General features: G+C 59.7%; 31 protein-coding genes. All 31 read left to right on the top strand.

Annotated elements, in window-relative coordinates; all coding sequences use genetic code 11:
* The first annotated feature begins 2 nt into the window (after positions 1–2).
* The 31 genes from RMR13_RS01835 to RMR13_RS01685 all read left to right on the top strand — a co-directional run bounded on the left by RMR13_RS01835 (position 3) and on the right by RMR13_RS01685 (position 26,388).
* A complete protein-coding gene (locus tag RMR13_RS01835; protein ID WP_310598940.1) occupies positions 3–365 on the top strand; it encodes a flagellar biosynthetic protein FliO in 363 nt (120 codons plus the stop codon).
* A 7-nt stretch (positions 366–372) separates the two neighbouring features.
* Entirely contained in the window at positions 373–1,113 is a 741-nt protein-coding gene (gene fliP, locus RMR13_RS01830; RefSeq protein WP_310598939.1) for a flagellar type III secretion system pore protein FliP, read from the top strand.
* Positions 1,114–1,149: 36 nt separating this feature from the next.
* Positions 1,150–1,419: a flagellar biosynthesis protein FliQ gene (gene fliQ, locus RMR13_RS01825; RefSeq protein WP_310598938.1), complete on the top strand. Its 270-nt coding sequence runs from the start codon at positions 1,150–1,152 to the stop codon at positions 1,417–1,419.
* Positions 1,420–1,444: 25 nt separating this feature from the next.
* Positions 1,445–2,224, top strand: coding sequence for a flagellar biosynthetic protein FliR (fliR, locus tag RMR13_RS01820; RefSeq protein ID WP_310598937.1), 780 nt, complete (start codon positions 1,445–1,447; stop codon positions 2,222–2,224).
* 162 nt (positions 2,225–2,386) lie between these two features.
* Positions 2,387–3,454 carry a flagellar biosynthesis protein FlhB gene (gene flhB, locus RMR13_RS01815; protein ID WP_310598936.1) on the top strand — a complete coding sequence of 356 codons (1,068 nt, stop codon included), beginning with the start codon at positions 2,387–2,389 and terminating at the stop codon, positions 3,452–3,454.
* On the top strand, positions 3,455–5,557 hold the full coding sequence (flhA, locus tag RMR13_RS01810) for a flagellar biosynthesis protein FlhA (protein ID WP_310598935.1): 2,103 nt from the start codon (positions 3,455–3,457) through the stop codon (positions 5,555–5,557).
* Positions 5,558–5,576: 19 nt separating this feature from the next.
* A complete protein-coding gene (gene flhF / locus RMR13_RS01805; protein ID WP_310598934.1) occupies positions 5,577–6,863 on the top strand; it encodes a flagellar biosynthesis protein FlhF in 1,287 nt (428 codons plus the stop codon).
* Positions 6,856–7,755 (top strand): MinD/ParA family protein, encoded by a 900-nt coding sequence (locus RMR13_RS01800; RefSeq protein ID WP_310598933.1) that lies wholly within the window; start codon positions 6,856–6,858, stop codon positions 7,753–7,755. The genes flhF and RMR13_RS01800 overlap by 8 nt, the downstream gene beginning before the upstream one ends.
* 41 nt (positions 7,756–7,796) lie before the next feature.
* Complete coding sequence (locus RMR13_RS01795) at positions 7,797–8,531, top strand: FliA/WhiG family RNA polymerase sigma factor (protein ID WP_310598932.1); 735 nt, start codon at positions 7,797–7,799, stop codon at positions 8,529–8,531.
* A gap of 17 nt (positions 8,532–8,548) precedes the next feature.
* Positions 8,549–8,962: a hypothetical protein gene (locus RMR13_RS01790; RefSeq protein WP_310598931.1), complete on the top strand. Its 414-nt coding sequence runs from the start codon at positions 8,549–8,551 to the stop codon at positions 8,960–8,962.
* 94 nt (positions 8,963–9,056) lie between these two features.
* Positions 9,057–9,791, top strand: coding sequence for a flagellar basal-body rod protein FlgF (gene flgF, locus RMR13_RS01785; RefSeq protein WP_310598930.1), 735 nt, complete (start codon positions 9,057–9,059; stop codon positions 9,789–9,791).
* Positions 9,792–9,854: 63 nt separating this feature from the next.
* Positions 9,855–10,637, top strand: a complete 783-nt coding sequence (flgG, locus tag RMR13_RS01780; protein ID WP_310598929.1) for a flagellar basal-body rod protein FlgG — start codon at positions 9,855–9,857, stop codon at positions 10,635–10,637.
* Positions 10,638–10,640: 3 nt separating this feature from the next.
* On the top strand, positions 10,641–11,594 hold the full coding sequence (gene flgA / locus RMR13_RS01775) for a flagellar basal body P-ring formation chaperone FlgA (protein WP_310598928.1): 954 nt from the start codon (positions 10,641–10,643) through the stop codon (positions 11,592–11,594).
* A gap of 4 nt (positions 11,595–11,598) precedes the next feature.
* On the top strand, positions 11,599–12,330 hold the full coding sequence (locus RMR13_RS01770; RefSeq protein ID WP_310598927.1) for a flagellar basal body L-ring protein FlgH: 732 nt from the start codon (positions 11,599–11,601) through the stop codon (positions 12,328–12,330).
* 28 nt (positions 12,331–12,358) lie between these two features.
* Positions 12,359–13,474 carry a flagellar basal body P-ring protein FlgI gene (locus RMR13_RS01765; protein WP_310598926.1) on the top strand — a complete coding sequence of 372 codons (1,116 nt, stop codon included), beginning with the start codon at positions 12,359–12,361 and terminating at the stop codon, positions 13,472–13,474.
* 48 nt (positions 13,475–13,522) lie between these two features.
* Positions 13,523–13,837, top strand: a complete 315-nt coding sequence (locus RMR13_RS01760) for a rod-binding protein (protein WP_310598925.1) — start codon at positions 13,523–13,525, stop codon at positions 13,835–13,837.
* A 138-nt stretch (positions 13,838–13,975) separates the two neighbouring features.
* On the top strand, positions 13,976–14,542 hold the full coding sequence (locus RMR13_RS01755) for a hypothetical protein (RefSeq protein WP_310598924.1): 567 nt from the start codon (positions 13,976–13,978) through the stop codon (positions 14,540–14,542).
* A 53-nt stretch (positions 14,543–14,595) separates the two neighbouring features.
* Entirely contained in the window at positions 14,596–14,853 is a 258-nt protein-coding gene (gene flgM, locus RMR13_RS01750) for a flagellar biosynthesis anti-sigma factor FlgM (RefSeq protein WP_310598923.1), read from the top strand.
* Between the two features lie 2 nt (positions 14,854–14,855).
* Positions 14,856–15,209, top strand: a complete 354-nt coding sequence (locus RMR13_RS01745; RefSeq protein WP_310598922.1) for a flagellar protein FlgN — start codon at positions 14,856–14,858, stop codon at positions 15,207–15,209.
* Positions 15,210–15,479: 270 nt separating this feature from the next.
* Positions 15,480–16,877, top strand: a complete 1,398-nt coding sequence (flgK, locus tag RMR13_RS01740; protein ID WP_310598921.1) for a flagellar hook-associated protein FlgK — start codon at positions 15,480–15,482, stop codon at positions 16,875–16,877.
* Positions 16,878–16,880: 3 nt separating this feature from the next.
* A complete protein-coding gene (gene flgL, locus RMR13_RS01735) occupies positions 16,881–17,855 on the top strand; it encodes a flagellar hook-associated protein FlgL (RefSeq protein ID WP_310598920.1) in 975 nt (324 codons plus the stop codon).
* A gap of 174 nt (positions 17,856–18,029) precedes the next feature.
* Positions 18,030–18,275 carry a carbon storage regulator CsrA gene (gene csrA, locus RMR13_RS01730; RefSeq protein WP_310598919.1) on the top strand — a complete coding sequence of 82 codons (246 nt, stop codon included), beginning with the start codon at positions 18,030–18,032 and terminating at the stop codon, positions 18,273–18,275.
* Positions 18,272–18,697 (top strand): flagellar assembly protein FliW, encoded by a 426-nt coding sequence (locus RMR13_RS01725; RefSeq protein ID WP_310598918.1) that lies wholly within the window; start codon positions 18,272–18,274, stop codon positions 18,695–18,697. The genes csrA and RMR13_RS01725 overlap by 4 nt, the downstream gene beginning before the upstream one ends.
* A gap of 716 nt (positions 18,698–19,413) precedes the next feature.
* Positions 19,414–20,286 carry a flagellin gene (locus RMR13_RS01720; protein ID WP_310598917.1) on the top strand — a complete coding sequence of 291 codons (873 nt, stop codon included), beginning with the start codon at positions 19,414–19,416 and terminating at the stop codon, positions 20,284–20,286.
* A 197-nt stretch (positions 20,287–20,483) separates the two neighbouring features.
* Positions 20,484–20,849, top strand: coding sequence for a flagellar protein FlaG (locus RMR13_RS01715; RefSeq protein WP_310598916.1), 366 nt, complete (start codon positions 20,484–20,486; stop codon positions 20,847–20,849).
* A 29-nt stretch (positions 20,850–20,878) separates the two neighbouring features.
* Positions 20,879–22,252, top strand: coding sequence for a flagellar filament capping protein FliD (gene fliD / locus RMR13_RS01710; RefSeq protein WP_310598915.1), 1,374 nt, complete (start codon positions 20,879–20,881; stop codon positions 22,250–22,252).
* A 25-nt stretch (positions 22,253–22,277) separates the two neighbouring features.
* The gene (fliS, locus tag RMR13_RS01705) at positions 22,278–22,718 is read left to right on the top strand and encodes a flagellar export chaperone FliS (protein WP_310598914.1); all 441 of its coding nucleotides are present in this window, start codon (positions 22,278–22,280) and stop codon (positions 22,716–22,718) included.
* The gene (locus RMR13_RS01700; RefSeq protein WP_310598913.1) at positions 22,718–23,122 is read left to right on the top strand and encodes a hypothetical protein; all 405 of its coding nucleotides are present in this window, start codon (positions 22,718–22,720) and stop codon (positions 23,120–23,122) included. The genes fliS and RMR13_RS01700 overlap by 1 nt, the downstream gene beginning before the upstream one ends.
* A 204-nt stretch (positions 23,123–23,326) precedes the next feature.
* Positions 23,327–23,983: a PilZ domain-containing protein gene (locus tag RMR13_RS01695; RefSeq protein ID WP_310598912.1), complete on the top strand. Its 657-nt coding sequence runs from the start codon at positions 23,327–23,329 to the stop codon at positions 23,981–23,983.
* A 78-nt stretch (positions 23,984–24,061) separates the two neighbouring features.
* Entirely contained in the window at positions 24,062–24,706 is a 645-nt protein-coding gene (locus tag RMR13_RS01690) for a PilZ domain-containing protein (RefSeq protein ID WP_310598911.1), read from the top strand.
* Positions 24,707–24,864: 158 nt separating this feature from the next.
* Positions 24,865–26,388 carry a flagellar hook-length control protein FliK gene (locus RMR13_RS01685; RefSeq protein WP_310598910.1) on the top strand — a complete coding sequence of 508 codons (1,524 nt, stop codon included), beginning with the start codon at positions 24,865–24,867 and terminating at the stop codon, positions 26,386–26,388.
* The last annotated feature ends 8 nt before the right edge of the window (positions 26,389–26,396 follow it).

The raw sequence follows: 26,396 nt of genomic DNA, 5'->3' as shown, positions 1-26,396 counted from the left end.
CCATGCCCCGGTTTCTTGCCCCGCTCCTGATCCTGTGGCCGGCATCGGCCTGGGCCGCTCCGCCGGACATGGCCTCGGCCCTGCTGCGGACCGGCTGGGCCCTGCTGGTGGTGGTCGGCCTGATTCTCGCCCTCTACGGCCTGTCAAAAAAACGTCTGGTGCTGGGCAAGGCCGGCGGCACCGCCATCAAGGTCATCGAATTGCGCCCGGTGCAACCCAAGGCAACCCTGGCCCTGGTGGAGGTGCGCGGACGGGAGTACCTCTTGGGAATCGGCGCCGACTCCATCCATCTCCTGGCCGACCTGTCCGCCGAGCCGGCGGGCAAGCCGGCTGATTTTTCCGCCATTCTGGCGCAACAGCCGTGAAACAGCCATGAAGCGGTTCACTTTCTGCCTCGGCCTGCTCCTGCTGCTGGTCCCGGCGTGGGCCCAGGCGGTCAACCTGCCCACCCTTTCCCTGGGCATCAAGGAGGCCAGCACCCCGGCCGAGGTCTCGACCGCGATCCAGGTGTTGCTGGTGCTCACCATCCTCACGGTTGCCCCGGCCATTCTCCTGATGACCACCGCCTTTACCCGGATCGTGATCGTGCTGGGGTTTGTCCGCCAGGCCATGGGGACCCAGAACAGCCCCCCCAACCAGGTGCTGCTCGGCCTGGCCCTGTTCCTCACCTTCTTCGTCATGGCCCCGACCTTCAACGCCATCAACGCCCAGGCCCTGCAACCCTACATGCAGGAAAAAATAACCCAGCAGGCGGCCTTGACGCGCTCGGTCGACATCATGCGCGACTTCATGTTTTCCCAGGTCCAGGAAAGCGAGCTGCAACTGCTGATCGACATCACCAAGGAGCCGCAGCCGGCCGACAAGAAAGAAGTGTCCTCGGCGATTCTCATTCCGGCCTTCATGCTGTCGGAGTTGAAGCGCTCCTTTCAGATGGGCTTCATGATCTACGTGCCGTTTTTGGTGATCGACATGCTGGTGGCCTCGGTGCTGATGTCCATGGGCATGATGATGCTGCCGCCGATCGTCATTTCCCTGCCGTTCAAGCTCCTGTTGTTCGTGCTGGTCGACGGTTGGCAGCTGGTGGTCGGTTCCCTGATGAAGAGTTTCGGCTGAACGCGCTTTCCTGTCCGGCGCCCGCGGAGGTCTCCCATGTCACCTGAAACCGTTGTCCATATCGGCAAGAAAGCGGTGGAAACCATTTTGCTGACCTCGGCCCCGATGCTGATCGTCGCCTTGGTGGTCGGCCTGGTGATCAGCATCTTCCAGGCCGCCACCCAGATCAACGAACAGACCATGACCTTTGTCCCCAAAATCGTCGCGGTCTTCATCACCCTGCTGATTTTCGGCCCCTGGATCATGGACCTGCTGGTGACCTTCACCTCCGGTATCATCGTCCAGATCGCCACCATCGGCCGCTAGGGCCGGCAGCCCCCTTCCCGCCGGTATGGACCTGCCGTTCATCCCCCTGCCGCAGTTCCAGAATTTCCTGCTCTGTTTCGCCAGGATCATGGCCCTGCTGACGGCCATCCCCGCCTTTACCGGCAACCAGATCGCCGGGCGGATCAAGATCGGCCTGGCGGTGGTCACCACCCTGCTCCTGTTCCCGGCCATGGCGCCCTACACGCCCCAGGCGCCGATTGCCATGACCTGGTTCGGCGTGCTCTTGATCAACGAGGTCTTAATCGGCATCCTGATCGGCCTGGTCACCCAGATGATCTTTGCCGCGGTGAGCTTCGGCGGCACGGTCATCGGCTACCAGATGGGATTTTCCGCCGCCAACATCTTCGATCCGCAGACCTCCCAGCAGCTTTCGCTGATGAGCCAGTTCGCCAATATCCTCGCCCTGCTCGTCTTTCTGACCCTGGACATGCACCACTTCTTTTTCCGCGCCATCGTCGAATCCTTTATCCTGCTGCCGCCGGGCCCCCTCGATTTTTCAAGCGGCGCGGTCGATCATCTCATGGCCCAGGCCAGCCACATGTTCGAACTCGGGGTCAAATTCAGCGCCCCGGTCCTGGCCCTGCTCCTGCTCACCAACCTGGTGCTCGGCATCCTCGCCCGGGTCTTTCCCCAACTCAACGTCTTCATGCTCTCCTTCCCCCTCAACATCGGCATCGCCTTTGTTGTCATCGGCCTGACATTCTCCGCCACCTTCTCGGTTCTGCGCCGTGAATTTGACACCATGGGAGAAAACATCCTCACCCTGCTGCATCTGCTCAAATAATATTCATCATATCGGATAATTATCACAAAAGCCCCGCGCAACGGGCGACAACGCCTTCAGGTGCGTTTGTTGCAATCATTCCCCGCAGGGCTGCCGCGTGGGGCGGTATCCCGACCGGCAACCGACGTTCGCCGCGCGAATGTCCGCACTCGATGACGCGCCATGGCTGAAGAAGAAAGCGGTGGGGAACGCACCGAATCCCCGTCCGCGAAACGACGGGATGATTTTCGGAAAAAGGGCCAGGTGGCCCAGAGCAGGGAGGTGCAGACCGCGGCCCTGTTCTCGGTGCTGCTGCTCTTCTGGATGTTCTACGCCCCCATGTTTTGGGGCGAGCTCAAGGAAATGCTGGTCATGGTCTGGCAAAGAAGCGGCGAGTACGCGGTCACCATCAGTTCCATGATGAAACTCGCCTATTACCTCGGGATCGCCATGGCCCTGATGTTGGGGCCGCTGTTTCTCGTGGCCCTGATGATCGGCTTTTTCTCCACCTTTGCCCAGATCGGCTGGCTGTTCACCGCCCAACCCCTGATCCCCGACCTAACCAAGCTCGACCCCATTAAGGGAATGGGCCGCTTCATCTCCAAACGCTCCCTGATGGAGGTGATCAAGTCGCTGCTCAAAGTGGGACTCATCGGCTGGATCTCCTACAAAACCCTCAAGAACGAATTCGGCCAGGCCCTCTTGCTGATCGACATCCCGGTCGACGGCACCGTCTTATATCTTGCCAAAACAGCCGCCCTGGTGATGGCCAAGGTGGTGGGGATCATGATCGTGCTGGCCCTCCTCGACTACGCCTTCGTCCGCTGGGAGATGGAGGAAAAAATGAAGATGACCAAGCAGGAACAGAAGGAGGAGATGAAGGAGACCGAGGGCGACCCCCACATCAAGTCAAAAATCCGTTCCATCCAGCAGCAGATGGCCCGCAAGCGCATGATGGCCGCCGTGCCCACGGCCGATGTGGTCATCACCAACCCCACCCACGTCGCCGTGGCCATTAAGTACGAGGCCGGCCAGATGGAAGCGCCGCTGGTCCTGGCCAAGGGGCAGGAACTGGTGGCGGCAAGAATTCGTGAGATCGCGCGCGAGCATCGCATCCCCCTGGTCGAGAACCCGCCGGTGGCAAGGTTATTGCATTCGAAGGTGGAAGTGGGGCAGAGCATCCCCGAAGAGCTATTCAAGGCCGTGGCCGAAATCCTGGCCTATGTCTATTCGTTGAAGGGCAGAAGATAAATGGAAGCAACAGGAAGCGCGACGCTGCTGAGCAGGATCAAGCCGACCGAACTTTTGCGGCGCAGCGACATCATGGCCTCGCTGGGGCTGATCGGCATCCTGATGATGATGATCATCCCCCTGCCGCCGTTGATCCTCGACCTGTGCCTGTCGCTGAACATCACCATCGCCCTCCTCATCCTGATCATCAGCCTCTACACCGAAAAGGCGGTGGAATTTTCGATCTTCCCCGCCATCCTCCTGATCACCACCCTGTTCAGGCTGTCACTCAACGTCGCCTCCACCCGGCTGATCCTGCTGCACGGCAACGAAGGCATGCACGCGGCCGGCGCGGTGATCGAGGCTTTCGGCCAATTCGTGGTCGGCGGCTCCTACGTGGTCGGGCTGGTGATTTTCGTGATCCTGGTGATCATCAACTTCGTGGTCATCACCAAGGGCGCGGGCCGCATCGCCGAAGTCGCGGCCCGCTTCACCCTGGACGCCATGCCGGGCAAGCAGATGGCCATCGACGCCGACCTCAACGCCGGCCTGATCGACGAAACCACGGCCCGCAAGCGGCGCGAGGAAATCTCCAACGAGGCCAACTTCCACGGCGCCATGGACGGTGCCTCGAAATTCGTCCGTGGCGACGCCATTGCCGGCATCATCATCACCGTGATCAATATCGGCGCCGGCTTCGTCATCGGGGTGCTCCAGAAGGACATGCCCCTGGCCGAGGCGGCCAAGAACTACACCATCCTCACCGTGGGCGACGGCCTGGTCTCCCAGGTGCCGGCCCTGATCATCTCCACCGCCGCCGGCATGCTGGTGACCCGCTCGGCCGGCCGCAACGATTTCGGCTCGGAAATCAAGACCCAATTCACCCGCCACAGCAAGGCCTTGTGGGTGGTGTCGGCACTCTTGCTGGCCTTTGCCCTGATTCCCGGCCTGCCGTTCTTCTCCTTCATCGTCATCTCCGTGCTGCTGGCCCTTGCCGCCTACAACCTCGACAAGGCTGAGGCCGCCAAGAAAGTGGAGGAGGCCGTGGTCGAACGGCCGCAACCGACGGTCAAGCCGGACCAGGATTACGAGAAGATGCTCAACGTCGACCTGATCGAATTCGAGGTCGGCTACGCCCTGATCCCCTTTGTCGACGCCGCCCAGGACGGCGAGTTGCTCACCCGCATCCAGTCGATCCGCAAACAGTTTGCCCAGAGCAGCGGCTTCATCGTGCCGCCGGTGCACATCAAGGACAACCTCCAGCTCAACCCGAACCAGTACTCCATCAGCTTAAAGGGCGTCGGCATCGCCACCGCCGAGATAATGCCCGGCTACTACATGGCCATGGATCCGGGGCTGGTCACCGAGACCATCAAGGGCCTGCCGACCAGGGAACCGGCCTTCGACCTGCCGGCCATCTGGATCACCGAGGATAAACGAGAACGCGCCCAGATCGCCGGCTACACCGTGGTCGACTGCATCACGGTCATGGCCACCCACATCAGCGAGGTGATCAAGAAACACGCCTACGAACTGCTCGGCCGCCAGGAAACCCAGGCCCTGATCGACAATCTGGCCCGGACCTATCCCAAGCTGGTCGAGGAACTGGTGCCCCAACTGCTCAGCCTGGGCAGCGTGATGCGGGTGCTCCAGAACCTGCTCCGCGAAGGCGTCTCCATCCGCGATTTGCGTTCGATCCTGGAAACCATGGCCGACTACGCCCCCATGACCCAGGATACCGACGTGCTCACGGAATATGTCCGCCATGCCTTGTCGCGGTCGATCTCCGCCGCCTATGTCCAGCCCGACGGCACCATGCCGGTGATCACTCTGGACCGCGCGGTGGAGGAAACCATCCAGACCGCCATCCAGCACCGGGAACGGGGCAGCTTCCTGGCCCTGGATCCGCGGACGGCCCAAAAGATCCTGGAAAGCCTCAACACCCTGATCACCACCCAGGCGGTCGGCCAGCAGCCCGCGCTGCTGGTGCTGCCACAGATCCGCCCCCATTTCCGCCGGCTGATCGAACGCTACTTCCCCAACCTGGCGGTGCTGTCGCACAACGAAATCACTTCGCAGGTTCGCATTCAATCCATTGGAACGGTGACCATCAATGCAAGTTAAGGTCTTTGAAGCAAAAGACATGGCCACTGGCCTGAAAATGGTCAAGGAAGCATTGGGCCCCGATGCCCTGATCCTCTCCACCCGCACCATCCGCAACGGCTCGTTCGGCGTGCTCGGCAAACCGACGATGGAAATCACCGCCGCCGTGGACAACAACTGGCGGGAAGCGGAGCCGGCCTCCCGGACGCCGAGGGCAACCGGCCCTGCCCGCGCCGCCCGGCTCTCGGAACGCAAGGCCCCCCAGCCCGAGCTGACCTACGAGGAATTGTGGCGCCGGGAAGAACCCGAACCGCAGCCTTCGCCGTCCTACGGCCCCAGGAATGTGTCGCCGGTCGGCCCGCAGGTCACCGGCAATCCGCAGCCGGCCGACCAGGAGGTCCAGTCGGAACTGGCCGAACTGCGCTCCCTGGTCAAGGGTTTGGCCAACCGCATTTCCGGCATGGACGCCCCTGCCCTGCGCAGCCCCTACGTCGAGCCCGAATTTGCCGCTCCGGCCGGACAGGCCACTCCCATGGATCCGGTGACCGGCCTGCTCACCGGCTACGGCATCAACCAGGAAACCGCCCAGGTGGTGGCCCGTTTCACCAGGGAAACCATCGACAATGCGCGCCAGCTCGACGGCGCCGGCCTGACCGCCATCCTCAGGACGGCGATCTCCCGGTTGTTCAGCACGGTTCGCGTGCTGGACAGCAGGCCTTCCCGGCAGCGCCGCATCGCCCTGATCGGGCCGACCGGGGTGGGCAAGACCACCACCCTGGCCAAGATCGCGGCCCATTATCTCAGCCGCCACGGCGGGCGGATCGGGCTGATCACCATCGACACCTACCGGATCGCGGCGGTGGAGCAGTTGAAGGTTTACGGCGAGATCATGCGGCTGCCGCTGGAGGTGGTAATCACTCCCCAGGAGTTGGAAGCTGCTCTGGACAAATTTCACGACGCCGACCTGGTGTTGATCGACACCGCCGGCCGCAGCCCGAAAAACGGGCTCGATCTCCAGGAATTGGCGGCTTTTCTCCGCCCGGAACTGGGGATCGAAAACCATTTGCTCCTGTCGGCCACCACCAGGGAACGGGAACTCGAGGAAACGATCCGGCGCTTTTCGGTCCTGCCGATCAGCAATTTCATTTTCAGCAAGATCGACGAATGCGACCAATTGGGCGTGCTGCTCAACATCCACTACAAAAACGACACCCCGATCTCGTTTCTCACCAATGGCCAGAGGGTTCCGGAGGATCTGCTCATGCCTGCCCCGGCGGATATCGCCGCCCTCATCCTGAACGACCATGGGAGCCTGAAGCATGGCTGATCACGCCTCACGATCCACAGACCAGGCCTGTACCCTGCGGGCCATGAACAGTCCGGAACGGCCCGAGACCAGGTCCGGCCAGACCGCGACCCGGGTCTTTTCCATCACCAGCGGCAAGGGCGGCGTCGGCAAGACCGCCGTGGTGGCCAACCTGGCCGTCTTGCTCGCCCGCATGGGCAAACGGGTGCTGATTCTCGACGCCGATCTCGGCCTGGCCAACATCGATGTGGTGTTCGGTCTGGCCCCGAGCCACAACCTCAACCACTTTTTCTCCGGCGAACAGGGCTTGGAATCGATTTTGGTCGACGGGCCCGAAGGTATCAAGATCCTGCCGGCCGGCTCCGGGGTCCAGCGATTCACCCGGCTCGATTCTCAGCAGAAGATGCGGCTGCTGGAAGCGCTCGACTCGATGAACAACGACTTCGACTTCGTACTCATCGACACCGAGGCCGGGATTTCGGAAAACGTCACCTATTTCAATACCGCGGCCCAGGAAATCCTGGTGGTGACCACGCCGGAACCCACGGCCATCACCGATGCCTACGCCCTGATGAAGCTGCTCTCCAACCAGTACCACGAGAAACACTTCAACCTGATCGTCAACTTCATCAAGAACGAGGACGAGGCCCTGGATGTCTACCGCAAGTTGACCATGGTGGCCAACCGGTACCTGGACATCTCCATCGACTTCATCGGTTCGATCCCCCGCGACAGGCTGATGGTGGACGCCATCCGCAAGCAGCAGACCCTGGTGCAGCTCTTCCCCGACAGCCGGACCAGCCACGCCTTCGAGGCCCTGGCCCGCACCGTGGTCCAGGAGCCCCAGGCAATCGAGCCCAAGGGGTCGATTCAGTTTTTCTGGAAACGCTTGCTCGAATTCGGCGCCAAATGACCCGCATTGTGCTTATTGACCTCTAACCCCCGAGAATTGCCATGTTTCCTCCGGTACCGCCGCTTGATGACCGTTCCCAGCTGATCAGGGAGCACATGCCCCTGGTCGAATTGGTGGTGCAGCGCATGACCCCCCAGGTGCCGAGTTTCATGACCAAGGAGGACATGACCAGCGCCGCCATGGTCGGCCTGATCGACGCCGCCAATAAATTCGACGCCACCAAGGGAGTGAAATTCAAGACCTTTGCCGAATACCGCGTCCGCGGCGCCATTCTCGACGAAATGCGCAAGCTCGACTGGTTTTCCCGGTCGATGCGCGACAAGCAAAACCAGCTGACCCAGACCATGCTCCGAATGGAACGGCTGTTGGGCCGCTCGCCGGAGGAAGAGGAAATGGCCGTCGAGATGGGCATGTCCTTAGACGATTACCGCACCCTGCTGGCCGAGGTCAGCCATCTGGGCTGCGTCAGCCTCCACGAAACCCTCGATCACACCGAGGACGGACGCAGCTTTCTCGATAGCCTGGAGGATGTCGGCGGCCCCACCCCTTCCGAGCTGATCGAGAAGCAGGAAATGACCCGGTTGATGGCCGAGATCCTGGACGAGCTTTCGGAAAAGGAACGGCTGGTCATCGCCCTGTATTATTACGAGGAACTCACCCAGAAGGAAATCGCCGAGGTCTTGAGCGTCTCCGAGGGTCGGGTTTCCCAGCTGCACAGCCAGGCCCTGCTGAAACTGCGGGTCAAGTTGATCAACTCGGATTTGTACGAACCTTAAAACTTGTCGAGGCCCTCATGTTGCCACTCACCCCCGCCTTCATGGGCAGTTTCCTGGCCGCCGCCCTGTGCCTGTCGCTCCTCCTGGTGCTGGCCAGACGCCAGCGGATCATCCGGCAGCGGCAAGCCGAGCGAATCCTCGCGCTCCAACGCAAGATCGATGCGGCCCTGGAAGACGAAAGCGGCGTTTTTTCGCCCAGGCAGTCGTTCGGCACCAGCCTGAAGGAGGCCAGCCTGACCACCAGCCTCCAGCGGCCCCGGCTGGACACCATGGCGAAGGTCGACCGGCAGACCCCGGAGAAATACCGGATTCTCGCCAAACTGGCGGCCCAGGGCATGGACAGTGCCCAGATCGCGGCCGTGCTCGGGATCTCGAGCGTCGAGGCCGCCCAGTTGCTCAGCCTTTGCCACATGGCCGAAATCGGCCGCTGAGCGGCAAAGACAATTTTTTGACGTAAAGAAGCATCGGCCGATTTCCGAAAAGAAGACAAAGCCACCGACCGGCATCGATACCCAACGGAGCACCATGGTTTCGGGAAAGTACAGCGCAGTCAGCGGAGCGTTGACCAGGGAATTGGCGATGAACAACATCGCCTCCAACCTGGCCAACGTCAACACCAACGGGTTCAAGAAGGATCGTATCGGGTTTTCGGCCCTGCTGAGCGGGGCCAAGCAGGCCCGCGAGACCAAGGGGATCAACTATGCCCGCACCCGCACCATCGAAACCGATTTCGGTCAGGGTGGCATGCAGACCACTGACCGCGCCCTGGACGTGGCCATCGACGGGCCCGGATTCTTCAAGGTGCGCAAGGGCAACGAAATTTTTTATACCCGCGCCGGCCACCTCAACCTCGACAGCAACGGCACCCTGCTGACGGAAGAAGGCCACCTGGTGCTGGGGGCCGGCAACGCCCCCCTGCAACTGGACACCTCCCAAGGCAAGGATATCGTCATCGCCGAATCGGGGGCGATTTCCGTCAACGGCGTACAGAGCGGCGGCGCGCTGCAGGTGTTCACCATTCCCGAGCAGAGCGAGCTGACCAAGGTCGGCCATGCCCTCTACAAGCTGGAGCGGGGCGGCGACCAACCCGCGGTCGGATTTCGGGTGATCCAGGGCAATCTTGAAACCTCCAACGTCAACATGATGGAGGAAATGACGTCCATGATTGCCGCCCAGCGCGCTTTTGAAGCGCATACCAAGGTCTTGGAAAGCTACTCGAAAATCGGCGACAAGCAGGACGAGCTCGGCTCGATCAGTTAACCGGCAACAAATCAACGCTCAAACGGCGGCAACGCCGGACTCGGACTCGGAGGTTTATACCCCATGCGCTCACTCTGGACATCAACCACGGGCATGTCGGCCCAAAGTCTCAACATGGACGTCATTGCCAACAACCTGGCCAACGTCTCGACCTCCGGGTTCAAGAAAAGCCGGGCCGACTTCCAGGACCTGCTCTATCAGATCATGAAGGTCCCCGGTTCGCCGACCTCCGACGACACCAAATCGCCGACCGGCATCCAGGTGGGCCTGGGCGTCAAACCGGCCGCGGTCACCAAAATTTTCACCGAAGGCGACATCGTGCAGACCGGCAACACCTTCGACGTGGCCATCGAGGGCTCCGGGTTCTTCCAGGTCGCCCTCCCCGACGGCAACACCGCCTATACCCGGGCCGGCAACCTCAAGCTGGACGGCACCGGCCGGATCACCACCTCCGACGGCTATCCCATCCAGCCGGAAATCGTCATTCCCGAGGATGCGCGCAATGTCACCATCAGCGAGACCGGCGTGGTCAGTGCCCTGCTCGGCGACAGCAGCACCACGACCGAGCTGGGCAATATCGACCTGGCCGATTTCGTCAACGAGGCCGGCCTGATCGCCATTGGCAAGAACCTGTTCCGGGAGACCGAAGCCTCGGGCGTGGCCCTGATCGGCACGCCGGGTTCCAACGGCATCGGCACCCTGCTCCAGGGCTATGTGGAGAATTCCAACGTCAACCTGGTCGAGGAAATGACCCAGATGATCACGGCGCAGCGCGCCTTTGAAATCAACTCCAAGGTGATCACCACCTCGGACGAAATGATGCGAACCGTAACCAACATGGTCTGATCGTTGCGTTATATCGGCTTGCTTCTGATTGCCTGCTGGTTGTTTTGCCCGCCGCTGTCCGCGGCCGCCCAGGTATCCGTCCATTTCAAGGACCGTGCCGAGGTGAGCGACCAGAAGATTGTCCTGGCCGATATCGCGGACATTCAACCCGCGGGCAGCGCCGCCGAGGCGCTCGGCCAACTGCCGATCGCGGCGGCGCCCGCGCCGGGAAGGACCAAGGAATTGTACGTGGTCACCGTGATCAACGGCCTGCGCAACCGGCCTGAGGTGGCCGATGTCGACTGGCAGGGCAGCCAGACCGTGGTGGTGGAACGCAAGGCCATGACCTTGTCTCCGGACCAAATGCAGGCCATGATCGCGGCCTATCTCAAGGAGAACAGTTCCATCCTGCCCAAGGCGGAGATACGATTTACCTCGGTTCGGAGCCCCGAGGCCATGACCTTGCCGGCCGGCGCGCTCACCTGGAAGATCACTCCGTCCCGGCCGGGCATCGTCGGCAGCACCAGTTTTGTCATCGCCCTGTTCGTCGACGGCAAACCGGCCGGCAACTGTACCCTGCGGGGGCGGCTGGAAGTGGTTGCCGAGGTATTGACTGCGGCTTCCGCCCTGCACCGGGGCGACCTGGTGAACGAGGACAATGTCGTGCTCCAGCGCCAGGACGTCAGCGGCGTCGAAAACCCCTTGTTCGCCAAGGAGGAAATCCTCGGCAAACAAATCGCCCGCACGGTGGCGCCGGGCACGATCCTCAAACCGGAGCACATTGTCCTGCCGCCGGTGATCAAGGCAGGCGAAATGGTCAAGATTATCGCCCGCAAGGGTTCCCTGCAGCTGTCCACCAGCGGCTTGGCCAGGGCCGATGGCCGCTTGGGCGAAACCATCGCGGTCAAGAATATCAGTTCAAACAAGGTGATTCATTGCCGGGTCGAAGGCCCCGGCGTTGTTTCCGTGGAGTTTTAGTCCGATGAAACGATCGACCTTCTTGCCTGTCCGTATCGGTCCTACGGTGGTCCGCTGGAGCGAACTTGCCTGCTGCCTGCTGTTGCTGGCCGGCCTGGCCGCTTGCGCCCCCCAGGCCCAGGAGGTGACCGCCGCCCACGAGCCGCTGGAAGAGCCGGTGGCGGCCAATCCCCGGCCCCAGTCGCCGGGCACTCTGTGGAACGGCGACGAGGGCAGTTGGCTGTCGGATATCAAGGCCAGGCGGGTGGGCGACATCGTCACGGTGATCATCAGGGAACAGGCCAAAGCCTCCAAGGAGGCGACCACCGATACCTCGCGCGACTCCGGCATTTCCGCCGGCATCTCCACCTTCTTCGGCTTGGAGAAAAACGTGGAGGACAGCACCAACATCAATCCCTCGTCCATGATCAGCGCCAACAGCGGCAACGAGTTCAGTGGCAAGGGCAAGACCACCCGCTCCGAGGACCTGGCCGCCACCCTCACCACCCAGGTGGTGCAGGTGTATCCCAACGGCAACCTGAAAATTCGGGGCGGAAAATCGGTTGCCGTCAACAATGAAAACCAGATCATCTACCTGACCGGCATTGTCCGGCCGCACGACGTTACCGCCGAAAACACCGTGGATTCGGGCAACATTCTCAACGCGCAAATCACCTACACCGGCAAGGGGGCGCTGTCCGACAAGCAGAAGCCCGGCTGGCTGATGCGGATTTTCGACAACACCTGGCCGTTCTGAGAGCTCGGGGAGCTTCGGGAGAGACAGCATGCATTATCGACTCATCACCGCTCTTTTGCTGATCGGCGCTGCCTGTTTGACCGCCGCGCCAGCCCAGGCCACCCGCATCAAGGATCTCGCCACCATCGAAGGGGTGCGCGAGAACCAACTGATGGGCTATGGCCTGGTGATCGGCTTGTCCGGCACCGGCGACGACATCACCAAGTCCGTCTTCACCAAGCAGGCCATCATCAACATGACCAAGCGGATGGGCGTGGCCCTGACCGCCGATGTCTATAAACAGATGAAGACCAAGAACATCGCCGCGGTGATGGTTACGGCGCAACTACCGCCCTTTGCCCGCCCCGGATCGGCCATCGACATCCAGGTCTCCTCGCTCGGCGACGCCTCCAGCCTTTCCGGCGGCACCCTGCTGATGACCCCGCTCAAGGGGCCGGACGGCAGCACCTACGCCGTTGCCCAGGGACCGCTGGCGGTGGGCGGCATTTCCTTTGGTGGCAAGGCGGCCAAGGCGCAAAAGAATTTCGCCACTTCGGGCCGGGTGAGCGGCGGCGCGATCGTCGAGCGGGCGGTCGATTACGCCCTGCCTCCCGCGGGCGATGTCGTCTATCAGCTGCGGGAAACCGATTTCACCACCGCGGCCCGCATGGTGGAAGCCATCAACCGCCGCTTCGGCGCGGGAACGGCGCAACCGGTCGATTCCGGCACGGTGAAGGTGGCAAGGCCCAAACAATTCCCCGGCGACATGGTCACCTTTATCGCCGATCTCGAAGGGATCGAGGTGGCGCCCGACGGCCCGGCCAAGATCGTGGTCAACGAGCGCACCGGCACCATCGTCATGGGCCAGGATGTCCGGATAGCCACGGTGGCGGTTTCGCACGGCAACCTCAACTTGGTCATCACCGAATCGACCCAGGTCAGCCAACCCAATCCGCTGGCACAGGGCACGACCACCCAAACGCCCGCGACCACCATCAAGGCGGTCGAGGATACCGGCAATCTGGTGGTGCTGCCCATGGGGGTCAACCTCGGCGACATTGCCCGGGCATTGAATGCCATCGGCGCCACTCCGCGCGATTTGATCGCCATTTTCCAGGCGATCAAGGCCGCCGGGGCACTCCAGGGCGAACTGGTCATTTTGTAGCCGCGCTTTTTCGCGCCTTGTTCTTCTTTTCTTTCGCCAGGTACTGACATGACAACCAACATCGACCCCAATTTGCTGCTGCAGGCGAGTTCGCAAACCGCTACGAAACAACCGACGGTCAAGGACAAGGCCGCCTTGAAAAAGACCTGCCAGGACTTCGAGGCGATCTTCATTCAATCCATGTTCAAGGCCATGCGCAAATCCGTGGTCCAGGGCGGCTTGGTGACCAAGAACAACGCCACCGCCATTTTCGAGGAAATGTTCGACCAGAACATCGCCACCGACATTGCCCAAAAACAATCCCTCGGTCTGGCCGACCAAATGTACCGGCAGATGGAAAAAAATCTGCCCAAGGACAAATGATCGGCGTTTTCTTTTTTTGAAGAATTTTTTTTTGGGTAAAGTTTTTTTCGACAGGCGCCGAAAAGACAGTCAACAGGAAGTTTCATCCCTGACACGACGGACCAGGACGGTCCGAACATTTTGCACGGAGGCAGAACCATGGTAACGAATATCAATCAGAATCAACTCTCCGGCACCATGCTGGCGTACCGGAGCAACAGCTTGGATGTGTCCAGATCGTCGGTTGCCGTCAACAACGGCGGCCAGACGACAACCACCGATACAGTCAGCCTGCGCAGTGAATCCACCACGGCCGTCACCTACTCCGGCGGCATCCAGCTTCCGGCCGATGAAGAAGCCAGATTCAGCATGTTGCGGAGCCTGGTGGCCAACATGCTGCATGAGCAGGGCATCAACACCAAGATAGCCGTCGGCGACAGCGAAATCGACCTCGCCACCGTCACTCCCGAGCAAGCTCAGGAATTGATAAGCGATGACGGCTACTTCGGCGTGGAAAAGACCTCCGAGCGGATTTTTCAATTTGCCGTGGGCATTGCCGGCGGCGATCCGGCCCGCATCGACGAGATCAAGGCGGGGGTCGACAAAGGCTTTGCCGAAGCCAAAAAGGCCTTTGGCGACTGGTTGCCCGATATTTCATACGCCACCTACGACGCAGTGATGCAGAAGCTGGACAAATGGGTGGCGGACTCTAAGGCCGCAGCTTGATACTTTTACCTTAGGTGACCAAGATGACTGTAGAATTTTTCGGATTACGAGGCATGGGACAGATCGGCGGCCTCAATAGAATCGGCCAGACCGGCGACACGCAGAAAACGGGAAAGAGCGAAAGCAAAGAGGGCGTTTCCTTTGCCTCGGCCCTGCAGGGAGCTGCTATGACCCAGGAAACCGGCAGAACCGGCGACGCCGAACGCGCCGCTCGGGTGCAGGAACTCAAGGCACAGGTCGCCAGCGGCCAATACGAGCCGGACCTGAACAAGGTCGCTTCCAGCCTGCTGCGCTTTCTGGTTGAGGGTTGATCATGGACCGGGCCACTGTTCATAGTTTGCTGGTGCAGCTCCGCGACATCATCCGCGACGAGCGCGAGCATGCCAAGGCGCTGGATATCCAGGCCATGATGGCGGATATCCAGCGGAAGGAAATCCTAACCCGGGCCTTGAACGGTGTGACCGAACTGCATCCCGACGACCAGAAAGTCGTCCAGGAAATCCGGCACGAAAACCGGAAAAACGCCTATCTGTTCCGGGCGACCCTGAACTGGATTCAGGAAAGTATGGAATTTTTCGGCCGCAAGACCGTCCCGGTCACCTACAGCCAGAGCGGCCTGTCGCAAAACAACCTGATCAACGGCCGCCTGCTCTCCGGCCGGATCTGATCTTCTTTTCCCTCCCTTTCTTTCCCCCCTGCCGAACCGCGCCCGCCGGCCGCAGCCTTCTTTCGCCCCGCCCCCTCACAGCCAGGCGGCGGCCGGGCGTTGGCGCGCAAGTTTCTCGTCCCGAAGCCTAAACTCCTCCCCCGTTTCTGCCGATAACATCATAACGCAACCGTGTGCCGGCTATGGTGGCAGAGTAAAACCGCTCCATCCGCCACCTGAGCATCAAACGATTTCCGGGCAGCCCGGACCACAAGAAGAAGAGTTACCGCCATGACCAGCTTGCTCAACGCTCTCAATGCCGGCAAGACTAGCCTGCTGACCAATCAGAAATCGATTGAGATCACCGGCAACAACATCGCCAACGTCAATACGCCGGGCTATTCGCGGCAAACTGCTCAGTTGTCGAATGTGCCGTCGCTCAACTTCGGTAACTTTTTCATCGGCCAGGGGGTGACTGTCTCCGACGTCAGCCGCGATTACAACGTCTTCATCAACCGCCAGCTCCAAAGCAAGACCATCGACTATGGCGAGGAAACCGGAAAATCGAGTTCCTTGGCGGAGCTTGAGCGTATTTTCAATGTCTCCGGCAGCAATCTCGCCGGCCAAATCAACGATTTTTTCGACGCATGGCAGCAACTGGCCGCCAATCCAAGCGGCCAGGTGGAACGCGATGCGGTGATCCAGCGAGGACAGTTACTGGGCGGGGCATTCGCCAGCATCACCAATGAGTTGGATACGATCGAACAGAACATCAACAGCGAAATCGTGGCCGGTGTTTCGACCATCAACAAGCAACTCACTGAAATCGCCCAACTCAACGAGCGCATCCATCTGGTTGAGACTTCGGGACAGAGTGCCAACTCGGCCCGTGACCAGCGCGACCTGATCATCAAAGATCTTTCGGAAACCTTGGGCGTGCAGACCTATCCCGACAACATGGGCATGATCTGCGTCCAACTGCCCGGCGGCCAACCCCTGGTCTTAGGCGGCACGGCCGCGACCATCAGCACCGTCACCAACGGCACGGATGTCAACCTTCAATTGAACATCGCCGGTGCCACCCGCGACATCGGGCTGGACAACATGGGCGGCAAGTTCAAGGGTATGTTCGAGATGCGCGATGTTTTCATGGAAGGCCTCCGCGACGATCTCAACACCTTGGCCGTCGACCTGTCCACCGCGGTGAATACGGAACACGTGGCCGGCTACGGTGCCGACGGCGTCACCGGCCGCCTCTTTTTCGACGACATCAGCGCTCTGCCTCCGGACCAGGAGGCCAGCCGCAATTTCAAGGTCGCCCTCACCGATTCCTCCCAGGTAGCAGCCGCCGGCAATCCCGAGGCCGCCCCCGGCGACAATGAAAACGCCCTGCGCATCGGCCAGCTGGAAAGCAGCCGCAAGGTGAACGGCACCAACGAAACCTTCGACACTTTTTTCAGCCAGATGGTGGCCACGGTGGGTATCGAGGCGGCCCGCAACGACTTGGCCCTGTCGGGAGCCAAAGACGCAACCATTCAGCTCCAAAACCTGCGGGATGGGTATTCAGGGGTTTCCCTGGAAGAGGAAATGATCGATCTCATCCAATTCCAGCGCGGATTCCAGTCTTCGGCCAAATTTCTCTCCACCGTGGACGAGCTGATGAATTCACTCATTCAAATGAAGAGCTAAGCCATGAAAGCGACGCAAGGAACAACCTATCGCATGCTGGGGTCGAGGCTGAACGATATCTCCCTCCAGCTGGAAGAGTTACGCAAGATCGGCGTCACCGGCAAGAAACTCAACGCCCCTTCCGACGATCCCGCTGCGATCCGCCCGGTGTTCAACACCCGCAAGCAACTGTCCAATGTTGACCGGTACCTGGACACCATGGGCAAGTCGCTCGATACCATGCAGGCCACCGACGGCCATCTCAAGCATGTGGAAAACATCATGCAGCGGGCCAAGGAAATCATGACCAACGCCATCAATGGTACGCTCAACGACGAAGACCGGACCGTGCTCGCTGACGAGATGGCCGGCTTGCGCAAGGAATTGATCGCCGCCGCCAACGGCACGGTGGATGGCAAGTACCTGTTTGCCGGCTACCAGCAGGACACGACTCCCTTCGTGCAGAATTCCGCCTACGACCCACAACTCTACGATCCCAACGATTCGTCGACCTGGCCCTACCTCTATCAGGGGGACGAGAACGCCACCTCACTGGAAATGACTCCCGGTGAATTGGTGCAGGTCAACCTGACCGGCAACGATCTTTTTTTCGGTACCTCGGCCTGGGACCCGGCCAACCCGGCCAACAACAGCACCGAGTCCGGACGGTACGATCTCTTTCTGGAACTCACCCAGGCGGAGGAAGCCCTTCGCAGCAACGACCAGGCCGCCATGCAGACCAGCCTGAGCGATCTCGAGGGCGCGGCTGAACAAAACCGACGGCTTCGCGCCCAACTCGGCAACCAGGCCGACCGGGTCGATGCAACGATAAGTTATCAAGAAGAGGTCCGGGTCGATTTGAAACAGATTCTCTCCCGGTACGAAGATGCGGACGCCATCGAGGCATTCAACAACATCATTCAGCAGGAAACCGCCTTCCAAGCCGCCTTGAGCGTCACCTCCAAGGTTTCGCAGCTCTCGATTCTCGACTATTTATAAGAGCGATCCAAGCAATCGAAATGGATTGCTTTTCCCGCTCGTTTACTGAATAGTGCCCGACAAGGGAAAAATGCTTTCCGCAAGGATGGTTGCTCCCCTTGCCGGGAAGCGTTCGCCTCTCTGCTTCCCCTTCCCCCTGGACCTCTTGTCCCGAGTTTTTCCACAGGTGCGATTATGCTGGTGCTGACCAGAAAACCCGGTGAAGGCATTGTCATCGGCGACAACATCACGATCAAAATCATTGAACTGAAGAGCGGCAGCATCCGGATCGGGATCGACGCCCCCCGGGATACGAAGATCTACCGCGAGGAGATCTACGACCGTATTCGCCAGGAAAATATCGATGCCTCGGCCAGTTGGAATATGGCCGACCTGGATACCCTCATCGACAAGCTTACAGACAGGACGTTGAAAAAATGAAAACCATACAGACCCGTTTTGGCGAGGTAACATACGATCCGTCCAATGTCCTTCATTTTCCGGAGGGGTTGATCGGGCTTGATCAGTTGAAAAATTTCATCGTGATGCCGAGCAAAAAAAAGGGGCCGCTCTTCTGGATTCAATGCGTCGACGACCCAGACTTCGCCTTTGTCGTCACCGATCCGACCAACTTCTTTCTCGATTACCTGGTGCTTCCCGACGATAACGAGCGGCAGAAGCTGGGCATCGACGCCCAGGACGACTGTTTTGTCCTGGCCATTGTCTCCATCTCCGAGGACAAGGAGATCACCCTCAACCTCTCCGGCCCCGTCCTGTATGCCCCGGCGAGCAACAGGGCCATGCAGGTCATCCTTGAGGATTCCCGCTACGACACCCGAACCCCGCTGCCGAAGGTGGGATAACGGCGCGCCCTTTCCGTTCGCACTCAATCCATGGCAGCAGAATCACGACCTTCTGCTGCCTTTTCTTTTTTTGCGAAAAATTCACCTCAGGGATTCTGGCATCGCCGGCAACTGGCAAAACCGCCCGTCCTGCCTGACCAAGGCAATCTTCCTTGCCTTCTGCCTTTCCATCCTGTAACTTTCTCCTATTTCTCCAGATTTAAAAAATCACGGAACGCATGCCCAGCGGCAGCGCCCTGTCCGGTGTTTCGTGACCATCGTCACCTTGATTGACACACCTTTCGGCTAGCAGGCGTTCGGGGTGTTGAGGCGGAAACGCTGGGGGCCTTGCTTTCCAGCCTGATCGGTTGGCCGAGCGGGTCCTGCGTCCCGGAGCCTGGCGCAAGGTGTTGAACGGTGGACCGCTTCGACCTGGCCGCCCGGCCCCGGATGGCAAATTGCGGGGCAAAGACGCCTGGAACGAAAAAAGAATCAACCAGCATTTTTTTCCTAAAGCCGTATGCGGCCCGGGCCGATAAGTAAGGTAAACGAGGTTATCGCCGACAACCGGGCCTGCCAACAAAGCCCGCAACCCAAGGAGGCCGACGACAGAACGCAACCAACAGCACGACCGAAAAACACCACAACCAAACTAAAAAGAAAAAAAGCAATCCTACCATTTCGGCAAGGATGCCGAGCTAAACAATAAGCCAATTCAATATTCACGGAGGAATATCATGGCACTTTCAATCAACACCAACGTCGCTTCCCTCAACGCTCAACGCAACCTCGGCAAAAGCCAGAGCTCCTTGGCCACTTCCATGCAACGGCTTTCTTCGGGCCTGCGCATCAACTCCGCCAAGGACGACGCCGCTGGACTGGCCATTTCCGACCGGATGACCTCGCAGATCCGTGGCCTGAACCAGGCGGCGCGCAACGCCAACGACGGCATTTCCATGGCCCAGACCGCGGAAGGCGCCCTGCAGGAAGTGACCAATATGATGCAGCGGATGCGCGAGTTGTCCGTCCAGGGAGCCAACTCGGCCACCTACGGCGCGGACGACTTGACCTCCATCTCCGATGAAATCAAGCAGTTCGGCACAGAGATCGACCGCATCCTGAATGCGACCCAGTTCAACGGCAAAAATATCCTCGCTGGTGATACTGGCAGTATGGTCTTTCAGGTGGGCGCCAATACAACAGCCGATGTGGATACCATTACGGTTACACTGACTGATATGACAGGCGCAAAGGCCGATGGAGGCCTGAAGGAGGTATCTAGCGATATAGCAACCTTGACAGACGCGGCAGCCGCTGACGCGGATGGCACGAAGTTTCAAGCGATCATAACTGCGGTGGATGATGCCCTGAAAATCGTTGACACGAAGCGTGGTGAGCTTGGCGCAGTGCAGAGCCGCTTCGAATCTAGCATCGCCAACCTGCAGAACGTATCGGAAAACCTGAGCGCCGCCCGGGGCCGGATCATGGACGCCGACGTAGCCCAGGAAACCTCGGAAATGACCAAGCAGAACATTCTGCAGCAAGCGGGTGTTTCCATCCTTGCCCAGGCCAACCAGACTCCGCAGCTGGCCCTGAGCCTGCTCCAGTAACCGCTTTGCCCCGCAGAGGACGGCCGCCCGGCCGCCCCTGCGGGCTTTTGTTTGCCGGGCGGGTTGCGCCGGGGCATGCCCTTGTCTCTGGCACAACCCGCAACCGGTACAAGGGCCGCCTGCCGTGCCCATTGCATTGTGCGGAGCCGGCGGGCTGAACCGGGTTTCCTTTTGCCTGCACAGAGAGGGCAACGAACATGTTCATCGACCACATCAGCACCAACGCCTCGGGCCTTGCGCCCCGGGTCGCCCACCAGGCTGCGGCGCAGGTGGAGCGCGACCGCAGGGACGTTAATCGCGCCAAGCCCCCGCCGCAGCCGGACAGCAACGAACAATCCTCCGGTATGCAGCCGGAAGAGCTGCTGGACCAGATTAAATCGCTCACTGAAAACGGTGCCTACAGCGTCCGTTTTGAAAAAGACCAGCTTTCCGAAGAACTGATCGTTAAGATTGTCGACCAGGAATCCGATGAGGTTATACGGCAGATCCCCTCGGAAGAGCTGCTGCGCCTGCACGCTCATTTACAGGAGCTTCGGGGCAACATTATCGACACGGCAAGCTAGCACCGGGCACCCAACCGGGAGGAGACCCCATGGGCATTCAATTCAGCGGCCTTTCCAGCGGCCTGGACACCGCCACCATTGTCAAGGAGATGATGGCGCTTGAGCGGGCGCCCATCACCCGCATGAGCACGGAGAAGACGTGGCACAGCAGCCGCCTGCAGGCCTTTACCGAACTTGACAGCCGCCTGCGCGCCTTTTCCGACGCCATCAAGGATCTGAACTACAGCTCGACGCTGAACAAACGGACAGTCGGGCAGAGCACGTCCGACTTTCTGACCGCCACCGTCGGCGCCGACGCGCTTGCCGGCACCAGTTACCAGGTGGAGGTCGTTGCCCTGGCCCAGGTGCAGAAATCCATCTCTGCCACGGGCGTGGCCGACAAACAGGCGACGCAGTTCGGCGGCGGCGAGTTGCGGCTGACGATTGACGGCGAGGAGCACGGCATCAGCCTTGAAGGCGCGGAAAACTCGCTGGAAGACGTGGCCAAGGCCATCAACAAAGCAGGGCTTGGGGTTTCCGCCTCCATCATCAACGACGGCTCGAACACGCCATACCGCCTGGTGCTGACCGGCCAGAAAACCGCCCAGACCTTTTCGCTTGACGCCAGCGGCCTTGCCGGCGGCGAGGGTCTGGGGGGCTTCACAACCGCCCAGACGGCGCAAAAAGCGCATGTTCGTGTGGACGGTATTGATATTTACAGCGCATCGAACACCATCGCCGAGGGCATCCCGGGCGTGAAACTCGACCTGCTGCAGGCCAAGGAAGGGACGACCACCAACCTGAGCGTCACCCAGGACTCCAAGGCCATCAAGGCTTCGATCGAGTCTTTTGTCAAGGCCTACAACGACATCTTGAGCTTTATCGGCGGCCAGTCGGTTACCACCGCGGAAAACGGCGAGCAGAAAGGCGGCGGCGTGCTGGGCGGCGATGCGGGGGTCAACTCCGTCAAGCGCCAATTGCAGCGCATGCTGACCCAGTCGGTGCCCAATGCGGGTGCCTTCACCACCCTGTCGCAACTTGGCCTTGAAACGCAGAAAGACGGCACCCTCAAGATCAACAGCGACACACTGACCAAGGCGATTGACAACAATATGAGCGATATTGTCAACCTGTTTACCGATTCGGGCGAACAGCAAGGCATTATCAGCCAGTACAAAGACTATCTGTTTAAGATAACGAGCAGCGCAACCGGCCTGCTGCAAGGACGCAAAACCAGCATCAACGCCAGCATCAAGCGCATCGACTCGCGCATAGAGAGCATGGAACTGCGGCTGGAAAAGCGCCAAAGCAACCTGGAAAAACAGTTTTCGGCCATGGAAAGCCTGATGAGCGGCTTCAACGCGCAGAGCAGCTACCTGACCCAGCAGATGAACATGCTGAACAACATGCTGACCAACAAATAAAGCAACGGCACAACCAGAGGCACCCATGAACGCTTACACCCAAAACGGCCAGGCCAACCAGTATCTGGCCAACAGCATTCGTTCCGCATCTCCCGAACAGCTGATGCTGATGCTGTACGATGGCGCAATCCGCTTTCTTTCCCAGGCCATCCAGGCCGTTGAACAGCACAACCCGGAACAGCGTGCCCTGTTCATCAACCGCGCCTCGGCCATTGTGACTGAATTTGCCGCCACGCTTGACTCTTCGCACAACCCCGAACTGGCGGAAAACCTCACCGCCCTGTACGGGTACATGCTGCGCCGGATGATGGAAGCCAACCTGAAAAACGCCCCCGAACCGCTGCAGGAATGTAAGCAGTTGCTGACCGACCTGCGCATGACCTGGACCAAGGCCATTGCACTCAACAAACGGGTAGCGCATGCCCCCGCCACCATGTCCCGGCAGCCACTGGCTGTTGCCATGTGATGGACACATACACCCCGCTCCACAACGCTGTTGCCCAATACCGGCTGATCCGGGACCTGATGCTCCGTATTGAGCAGGCCATGCAGGCAGGCAGCCGCGTTGCGGAATACTCAGCCTTTACCGAGGAGTTGACTCGCCTGCAGGACGCGGCCAGGGCAAACGACGGGGAAACGCTTGACCTGCTGCGGCGTGACCCATCGTCCGGCAGCCGCGAGCTGGCCGCCGAACTCACCGCCCTGCTGAGCGAAGTGTACGAGCTGAACCAGCGGCTGCGCACGCAGATGCGAGGCCACATGGCCCTGCTGCTGGATGAATTGCGTACACTGCAGACCGGTGCCACCATGTTACAGGGGTACAAGCCCGAAGGGGCGCAAACGGGAAAACGCTTCTCCTCCTCCGGCTGACACCTTCATCTTGTTGAACCAACCCCTCAAGCCCTCCTTTCCTTGTCGCAGTAGCGTTTCCATTCTTTTCCCCGCTGTTTTTAAATAATTCTTCCTTTTTTCACCGGGCTATGGCATTGTAGGTAGAATATCGCCGACAGGCATTTCAGAGGGTGTAACGTTTTGTCATTACTGATAAATTTTTTCAATTCCGTCAAAGATGGCATGGCAGTGCGCACGACTGTTCCGCTTCTTAATCTGAAAGAAAAGGAACGGCTGCACTGTTTCTACGGCAAGGTGAATCCCCCCGTTTTCACCCTCACCTTCCCTGACGGCACCCTTGCGTTCGATCAGGTGGACACCACCAGATCATGCATGGTGATGTTCGATTTCATCAACCAAACCATTATCGTCGCCGCCTCGATTCAAGCGATCAAGGAGCCGTCCGCCCTGGAACTCGTTGCCCGGGAGACGATTACCCACACGCACGCCCGGAACTATTTCCGTGTCGATGCGTCCACCAAAGTGGCGGCTTCGGCCATTTTGCAGGAAGAAGTCCCGCAGGAATCTCTCAGTTGGAGGCTGCTTGGCGATACCATCGACTTGAGCGGCAGCGGGCTCCTTTGCAGTTTCAGCGAACCGTTGGCACAAGGGGTCAGAGCGAAAATCGAGCTGACGCTTCCCACCAGGGACATGGAAGTGATCGTGGCGCTCGGGCATGTGGTTCGCTGCCGAAAAATCGAGGAGCATTTTTACCACATTGCCTTGCATTTTGATGAAATCGACTCAGAAAGCCAGGATAAGATCATGGCTTGTTGTTTTGAGTTGCAGCGCAGGTATCTGCGTATGCGAGTCCGGCTGGAAAGTGTCAGCACCGCTTGAACGAAAAGCGGCCCGGCGCCTTCCCTAACGAGACAATATGGTCGTAACGTGTCAGGAATTCATGATATTCTAGAAAAATTGGCTGACAATGCCCCCACCATTGTCGATCTTCCCGGGATTCACGATGAAACAATTCGCTGCAATGCCTTGTTCGTCAAAAAAGAGTTCCCTTGCCTGGAACTCGTTTTTCCTCCCCGATCCTGGGATGCGGCCGACCTGAAAATCGGGGCCGACTGCAATCTGGCGGTGGACCACAACGGTTTGACCGTTAACCTGATTGCCCGGCTTGACAGCATTGTCAAGGACCGCCGCCTGAGTTTCACAGCCAGGGAACCTGTCGCACCGGAAGCCCTGCGCGATTATTTTCGAGTGGCGATCGCCACCGCAATTGAAGCCTCCTATATTGCCGGGCCCAAAGAAACCAAGATCGATACCTGGAAAATGACCGGCACCACGCTCGACTTGAGCGGCAGTGGCGTCCTGGCCATTTTTTCCGAAAAACCGCCAAGCACCCAGCGCATCCAACTGGTCATTACCGTGCCGGAAGAAAGCAGCCCCATCGTCTGTCTGGCCAACGTGGTCCGATCGTACCGGATTCGCAAGAATCGGTTTCAGGTTGCTTTTCATTTCGAAAACATCCCGTCAAAGACCAGGGACATGATCATGGCCTGCTGCATGCAGGAGCAACGGCGTCAACTCAGGGAAAATGTGCACACTGCCTGATACCCGCCGCGGGCGAACAGTCGCTGGCGACCGTACGGATTTATGCTTGCGTGCACCGCTTGCCCTCACAACATCAGTGCGCAACGACACATCGTCTTTTTCTCCTGGGATGCCCTGTTGACCGCGGTTGCGGATAAGCCAGCAGAGGGGGAATCCTGATGGACCCCATCACCCTAATCACCGAGATTAAACCTCTTCTTTCCGCGCGGCTTACCGGGGAGCAACAACAACGTTTGCCCTTCACCCAAGGGCAGTTCCTTCAGGGAATGGTCACGGCCAAGGGCGATGCCCATCTGTTCACGCTCGACCTCAACGGTCAGCAAGTGACGGCCGAATCGTCGACCCCGCTGCAAATCGGCCAGAAACTCAACCTGCAGATCGTTGCCCTGACACCGCGCATGGAGCTGCAAGTCGTCAGCCCCGAACCGGCCAATCGCTGGTTGGGCAATGTCTTGCCCTTGCTGGGAAAGGAACCGCTTCTACTGCCGCAATTGGCAACGGTTGCCGACGATCCTCCCCTGATGGCTCTGCTCAAGCCCGCGACTCAGGAAACACTGCTTCTCTTTGCCGGGCGACAGAGTACGGGCAGCGCTTCCCCTGCGCCCCTTCCCGTCCCCACCCTGATCAATCAACTTACCAACCTGCTCGCCCATAAAACCCTGGCCACACCTGAACCGGGCCTCCGCAACAGCTTGCAGGAAATTGTCACCCTACTCCAAGACGCCGGCCGTTCAGGCTCACTCGATCCGAAAACCGCTGCAACGGCCAACCGACTTGCCGATTTTTTCTCCCAACAGTTGGTGAGCCAGCAATCGTCCATACCTGGTCAACCCATTGCGGCCGGCCCTCAGTCAACCGGACCTCTGGCTACCGGGCCTAAAGAAATCGGTGCCGCCTTGGAGTTTCTCGTCAACCTGGCAGGGCTCAAATCCTCGGAATCGGCGTTGCTGACACAGCTGCTTTCACTGAATCGCGCCTATGCTTCCCTGCCGGCAGACCACCCCCTGCAGCAACTGCTGTCTTTTATGGTTCAGACCACAAGCGACCACGCCCTGCCCTTTCTCGCCCAAGGTGCGGCAGAGCATTTGGGGGAACGATACAGCCGGCTGGGGTTGAACATGGAGCAGTTGCTGGCAGGCGACAAGCCGGAGGCGGCAACCCATACCCTGAAATTCGCCCTACTCGAACTGGCCCAACAGGCCGGCGCAGCAGTCGGCAGAGGCGGCATCGCCGCGGATCAGCTGGGGCAACTCATCGAACTCTATCAACTTGTCCAACATCGACTGACAAACGAGTCGTTAATCTTTATCCCCCTTCCTTTTCCGTTCCTGCAGCAGGGGTATGCGTTGCTGGAAAGCGACCGCAGCGACGGAGAGGCAGAGGCGGCAAACAAACGTGCCGGCCAGGACAATCCCTCGGTAGCCCTGCATCTTCGGCTTGAGGGACTTGGCAATCTCCAGATCGAGATTCGCCGGCAGGAAGATCGAGTTGCCATACGGTTTTTAGCGGAGAATGCGGAAAAGGCCAAATTCATTGCCGAATTTCGCCAGGAACTGGAACAATGGCTCACCAGCGGCAAGCTGGAATCGGTTCAATTTCTGATCGGTGCCCAAGAGCCCATCAAGTCGCTGTTGGAAAAAATCATGCCCCAAGGAGAGGGCATGATCGACACCAGGGCCTGAAACAGGAG

This window comes from Desulfobulbus sp., from assembly GCF_031547805.1.
GTDB lineage: Bacteria > Desulfobacterota > Desulfobulbia > Desulfobulbales > Desulfobulbaceae > Desulfobulbus.
This window is presented reverse-complemented; position numbering and strand designations above follow the sequence as displayed.

Coding starts and splice junctions, on each gene's coding strand:
- RMR13_RS01835 (WP_310598940.1), top strand. CDS start 3: ATGCCCCGGTTTCTTGCCCCGCTCCTGATCCTGTGGCCGGCATCGGCC.
- fliP (WP_310598939.1), top strand. CDS start 373: ATGAAGCGGTTCACTTTCTGCCTCGGCCTGCTCCTGCTGCTGGTCCCG.
- fliQ (WP_310598938.1), top strand. CDS start 1,150: ATGTCACCTGAAACCGTTGTCCATATCGGCAAGAAAGCGGTGGAAACC.
- fliR (WP_310598937.1), top strand. CDS start 1,445: ATGGACCTGCCGTTCATCCCCCTGCCGCAGTTCCAGAATTTCCTGCTC.
- flhB (WP_310598936.1), top strand. CDS start 2,387: ATGGCTGAAGAAGAAAGCGGTGGGGAACGCACCGAATCCCCGTCCGCG.
- flhA (WP_310598935.1), top strand. CDS start 3,455: ATGGAAGCAACAGGAAGCGCGACGCTGCTGAGCAGGATCAAGCCGACC.
- flhF (WP_310598934.1), top strand. CDS start 5,577: ATGGCCACTGGCCTGAAAATGGTCAAGGAAGCATTGGGCCCCGATGCC.
- RMR13_RS01800 (WP_310598933.1), top strand. CDS start 6,856: ATGGCTGATCACGCCTCACGATCCACAGACCAGGCCTGTACCCTGCGG.
- RMR13_RS01795 (WP_310598932.1), top strand. CDS start 7,797: ATGTTTCCTCCGGTACCGCCGCTTGATGACCGTTCCCAGCTGATCAGG.
- RMR13_RS01790 (WP_310598931.1), top strand. CDS start 8,549: ATGTTGCCACTCACCCCCGCCTTCATGGGCAGTTTCCTGGCCGCCGCC.
- flgF (WP_310598930.1), top strand. CDS start 9,057: ATGGTTTCGGGAAAGTACAGCGCAGTCAGCGGAGCGTTGACCAGGGAA.
- flgG (WP_310598929.1), top strand. CDS start 9,855: ATGCGCTCACTCTGGACATCAACCACGGGCATGTCGGCCCAAAGTCTC.
- RMR13_RS01770 (WP_310598927.1), top strand. CDS start 11,599: ATGAAACGATCGACCTTCTTGCCTGTCCGTATCGGTCCTACGGTGGTC.
- RMR13_RS01765 (WP_310598926.1), top strand. CDS start 12,359: ATGCATTATCGACTCATCACCGCTCTTTTGCTGATCGGCGCTGCCTGT.
- RMR13_RS01760 (WP_310598925.1), top strand. CDS start 13,523: ATGACAACCAACATCGACCCCAATTTGCTGCTGCAGGCGAGTTCGCAA.
- RMR13_RS01755 (WP_310598924.1), top strand. CDS start 13,976: ATGGTAACGAATATCAATCAGAATCAACTCTCCGGCACCATGCTGGCG.
- flgM (WP_310598923.1), top strand. CDS start 14,596: ATGGGACAGATCGGCGGCCTCAATAGAATCGGCCAGACCGGCGACACG.
- RMR13_RS01745 (WP_310598922.1), top strand. CDS start 14,856: ATGGACCGGGCCACTGTTCATAGTTTGCTGGTGCAGCTCCGCGACATC.
- flgK (WP_310598921.1), top strand. CDS start 15,480: ATGACCAGCTTGCTCAACGCTCTCAATGCCGGCAAGACTAGCCTGCTG.
- flgL (WP_310598920.1), top strand. CDS start 16,881: ATGAAAGCGACGCAAGGAACAACCTATCGCATGCTGGGGTCGAGGCTG.
- csrA (WP_310598919.1), top strand. CDS start 18,030: ATGCTGGTGCTGACCAGAAAACCCGGTGAAGGCATTGTCATCGGCGAC.
- RMR13_RS01725 (WP_310598918.1), top strand. CDS start 18,272: ATGAAAACCATACAGACCCGTTTTGGCGAGGTAACATACGATCCGTCC.
- RMR13_RS01720 (WP_310598917.1), top strand. CDS start 19,414: ATGGCACTTTCAATCAACACCAACGTCGCTTCCCTCAACGCTCAACGC.
- RMR13_RS01715 (WP_310598916.1), top strand. CDS start 20,484: ATGTTCATCGACCACATCAGCACCAACGCCTCGGGCCTTGCGCCCCGG.
- fliD (WP_310598915.1), top strand. CDS start 20,879: ATGGGCATTCAATTCAGCGGCCTTTCCAGCGGCCTGGACACCGCCACC.
- fliS (WP_310598914.1), top strand. CDS start 22,278: ATGAACGCTTACACCCAAAACGGCCAGGCCAACCAGTATCTGGCCAAC.
- RMR13_RS01700 (WP_310598913.1), top strand. CDS start 22,718: ATGGACACATACACCCCGCTCCACAACGCTGTTGCCCAATACCGGCTG.
- RMR13_RS01695 (WP_310598912.1), top strand. CDS start 23,327: ATGGCAGTGCGCACGACTGTTCCGCTTCTTAATCTGAAAGAAAAGGAA.
- RMR13_RS01685 (WP_310598910.1), top strand. CDS start 24,865: ATGGACCCCATCACCCTAATCACCGAGATTAAACCTCTTCTTTCCGCG.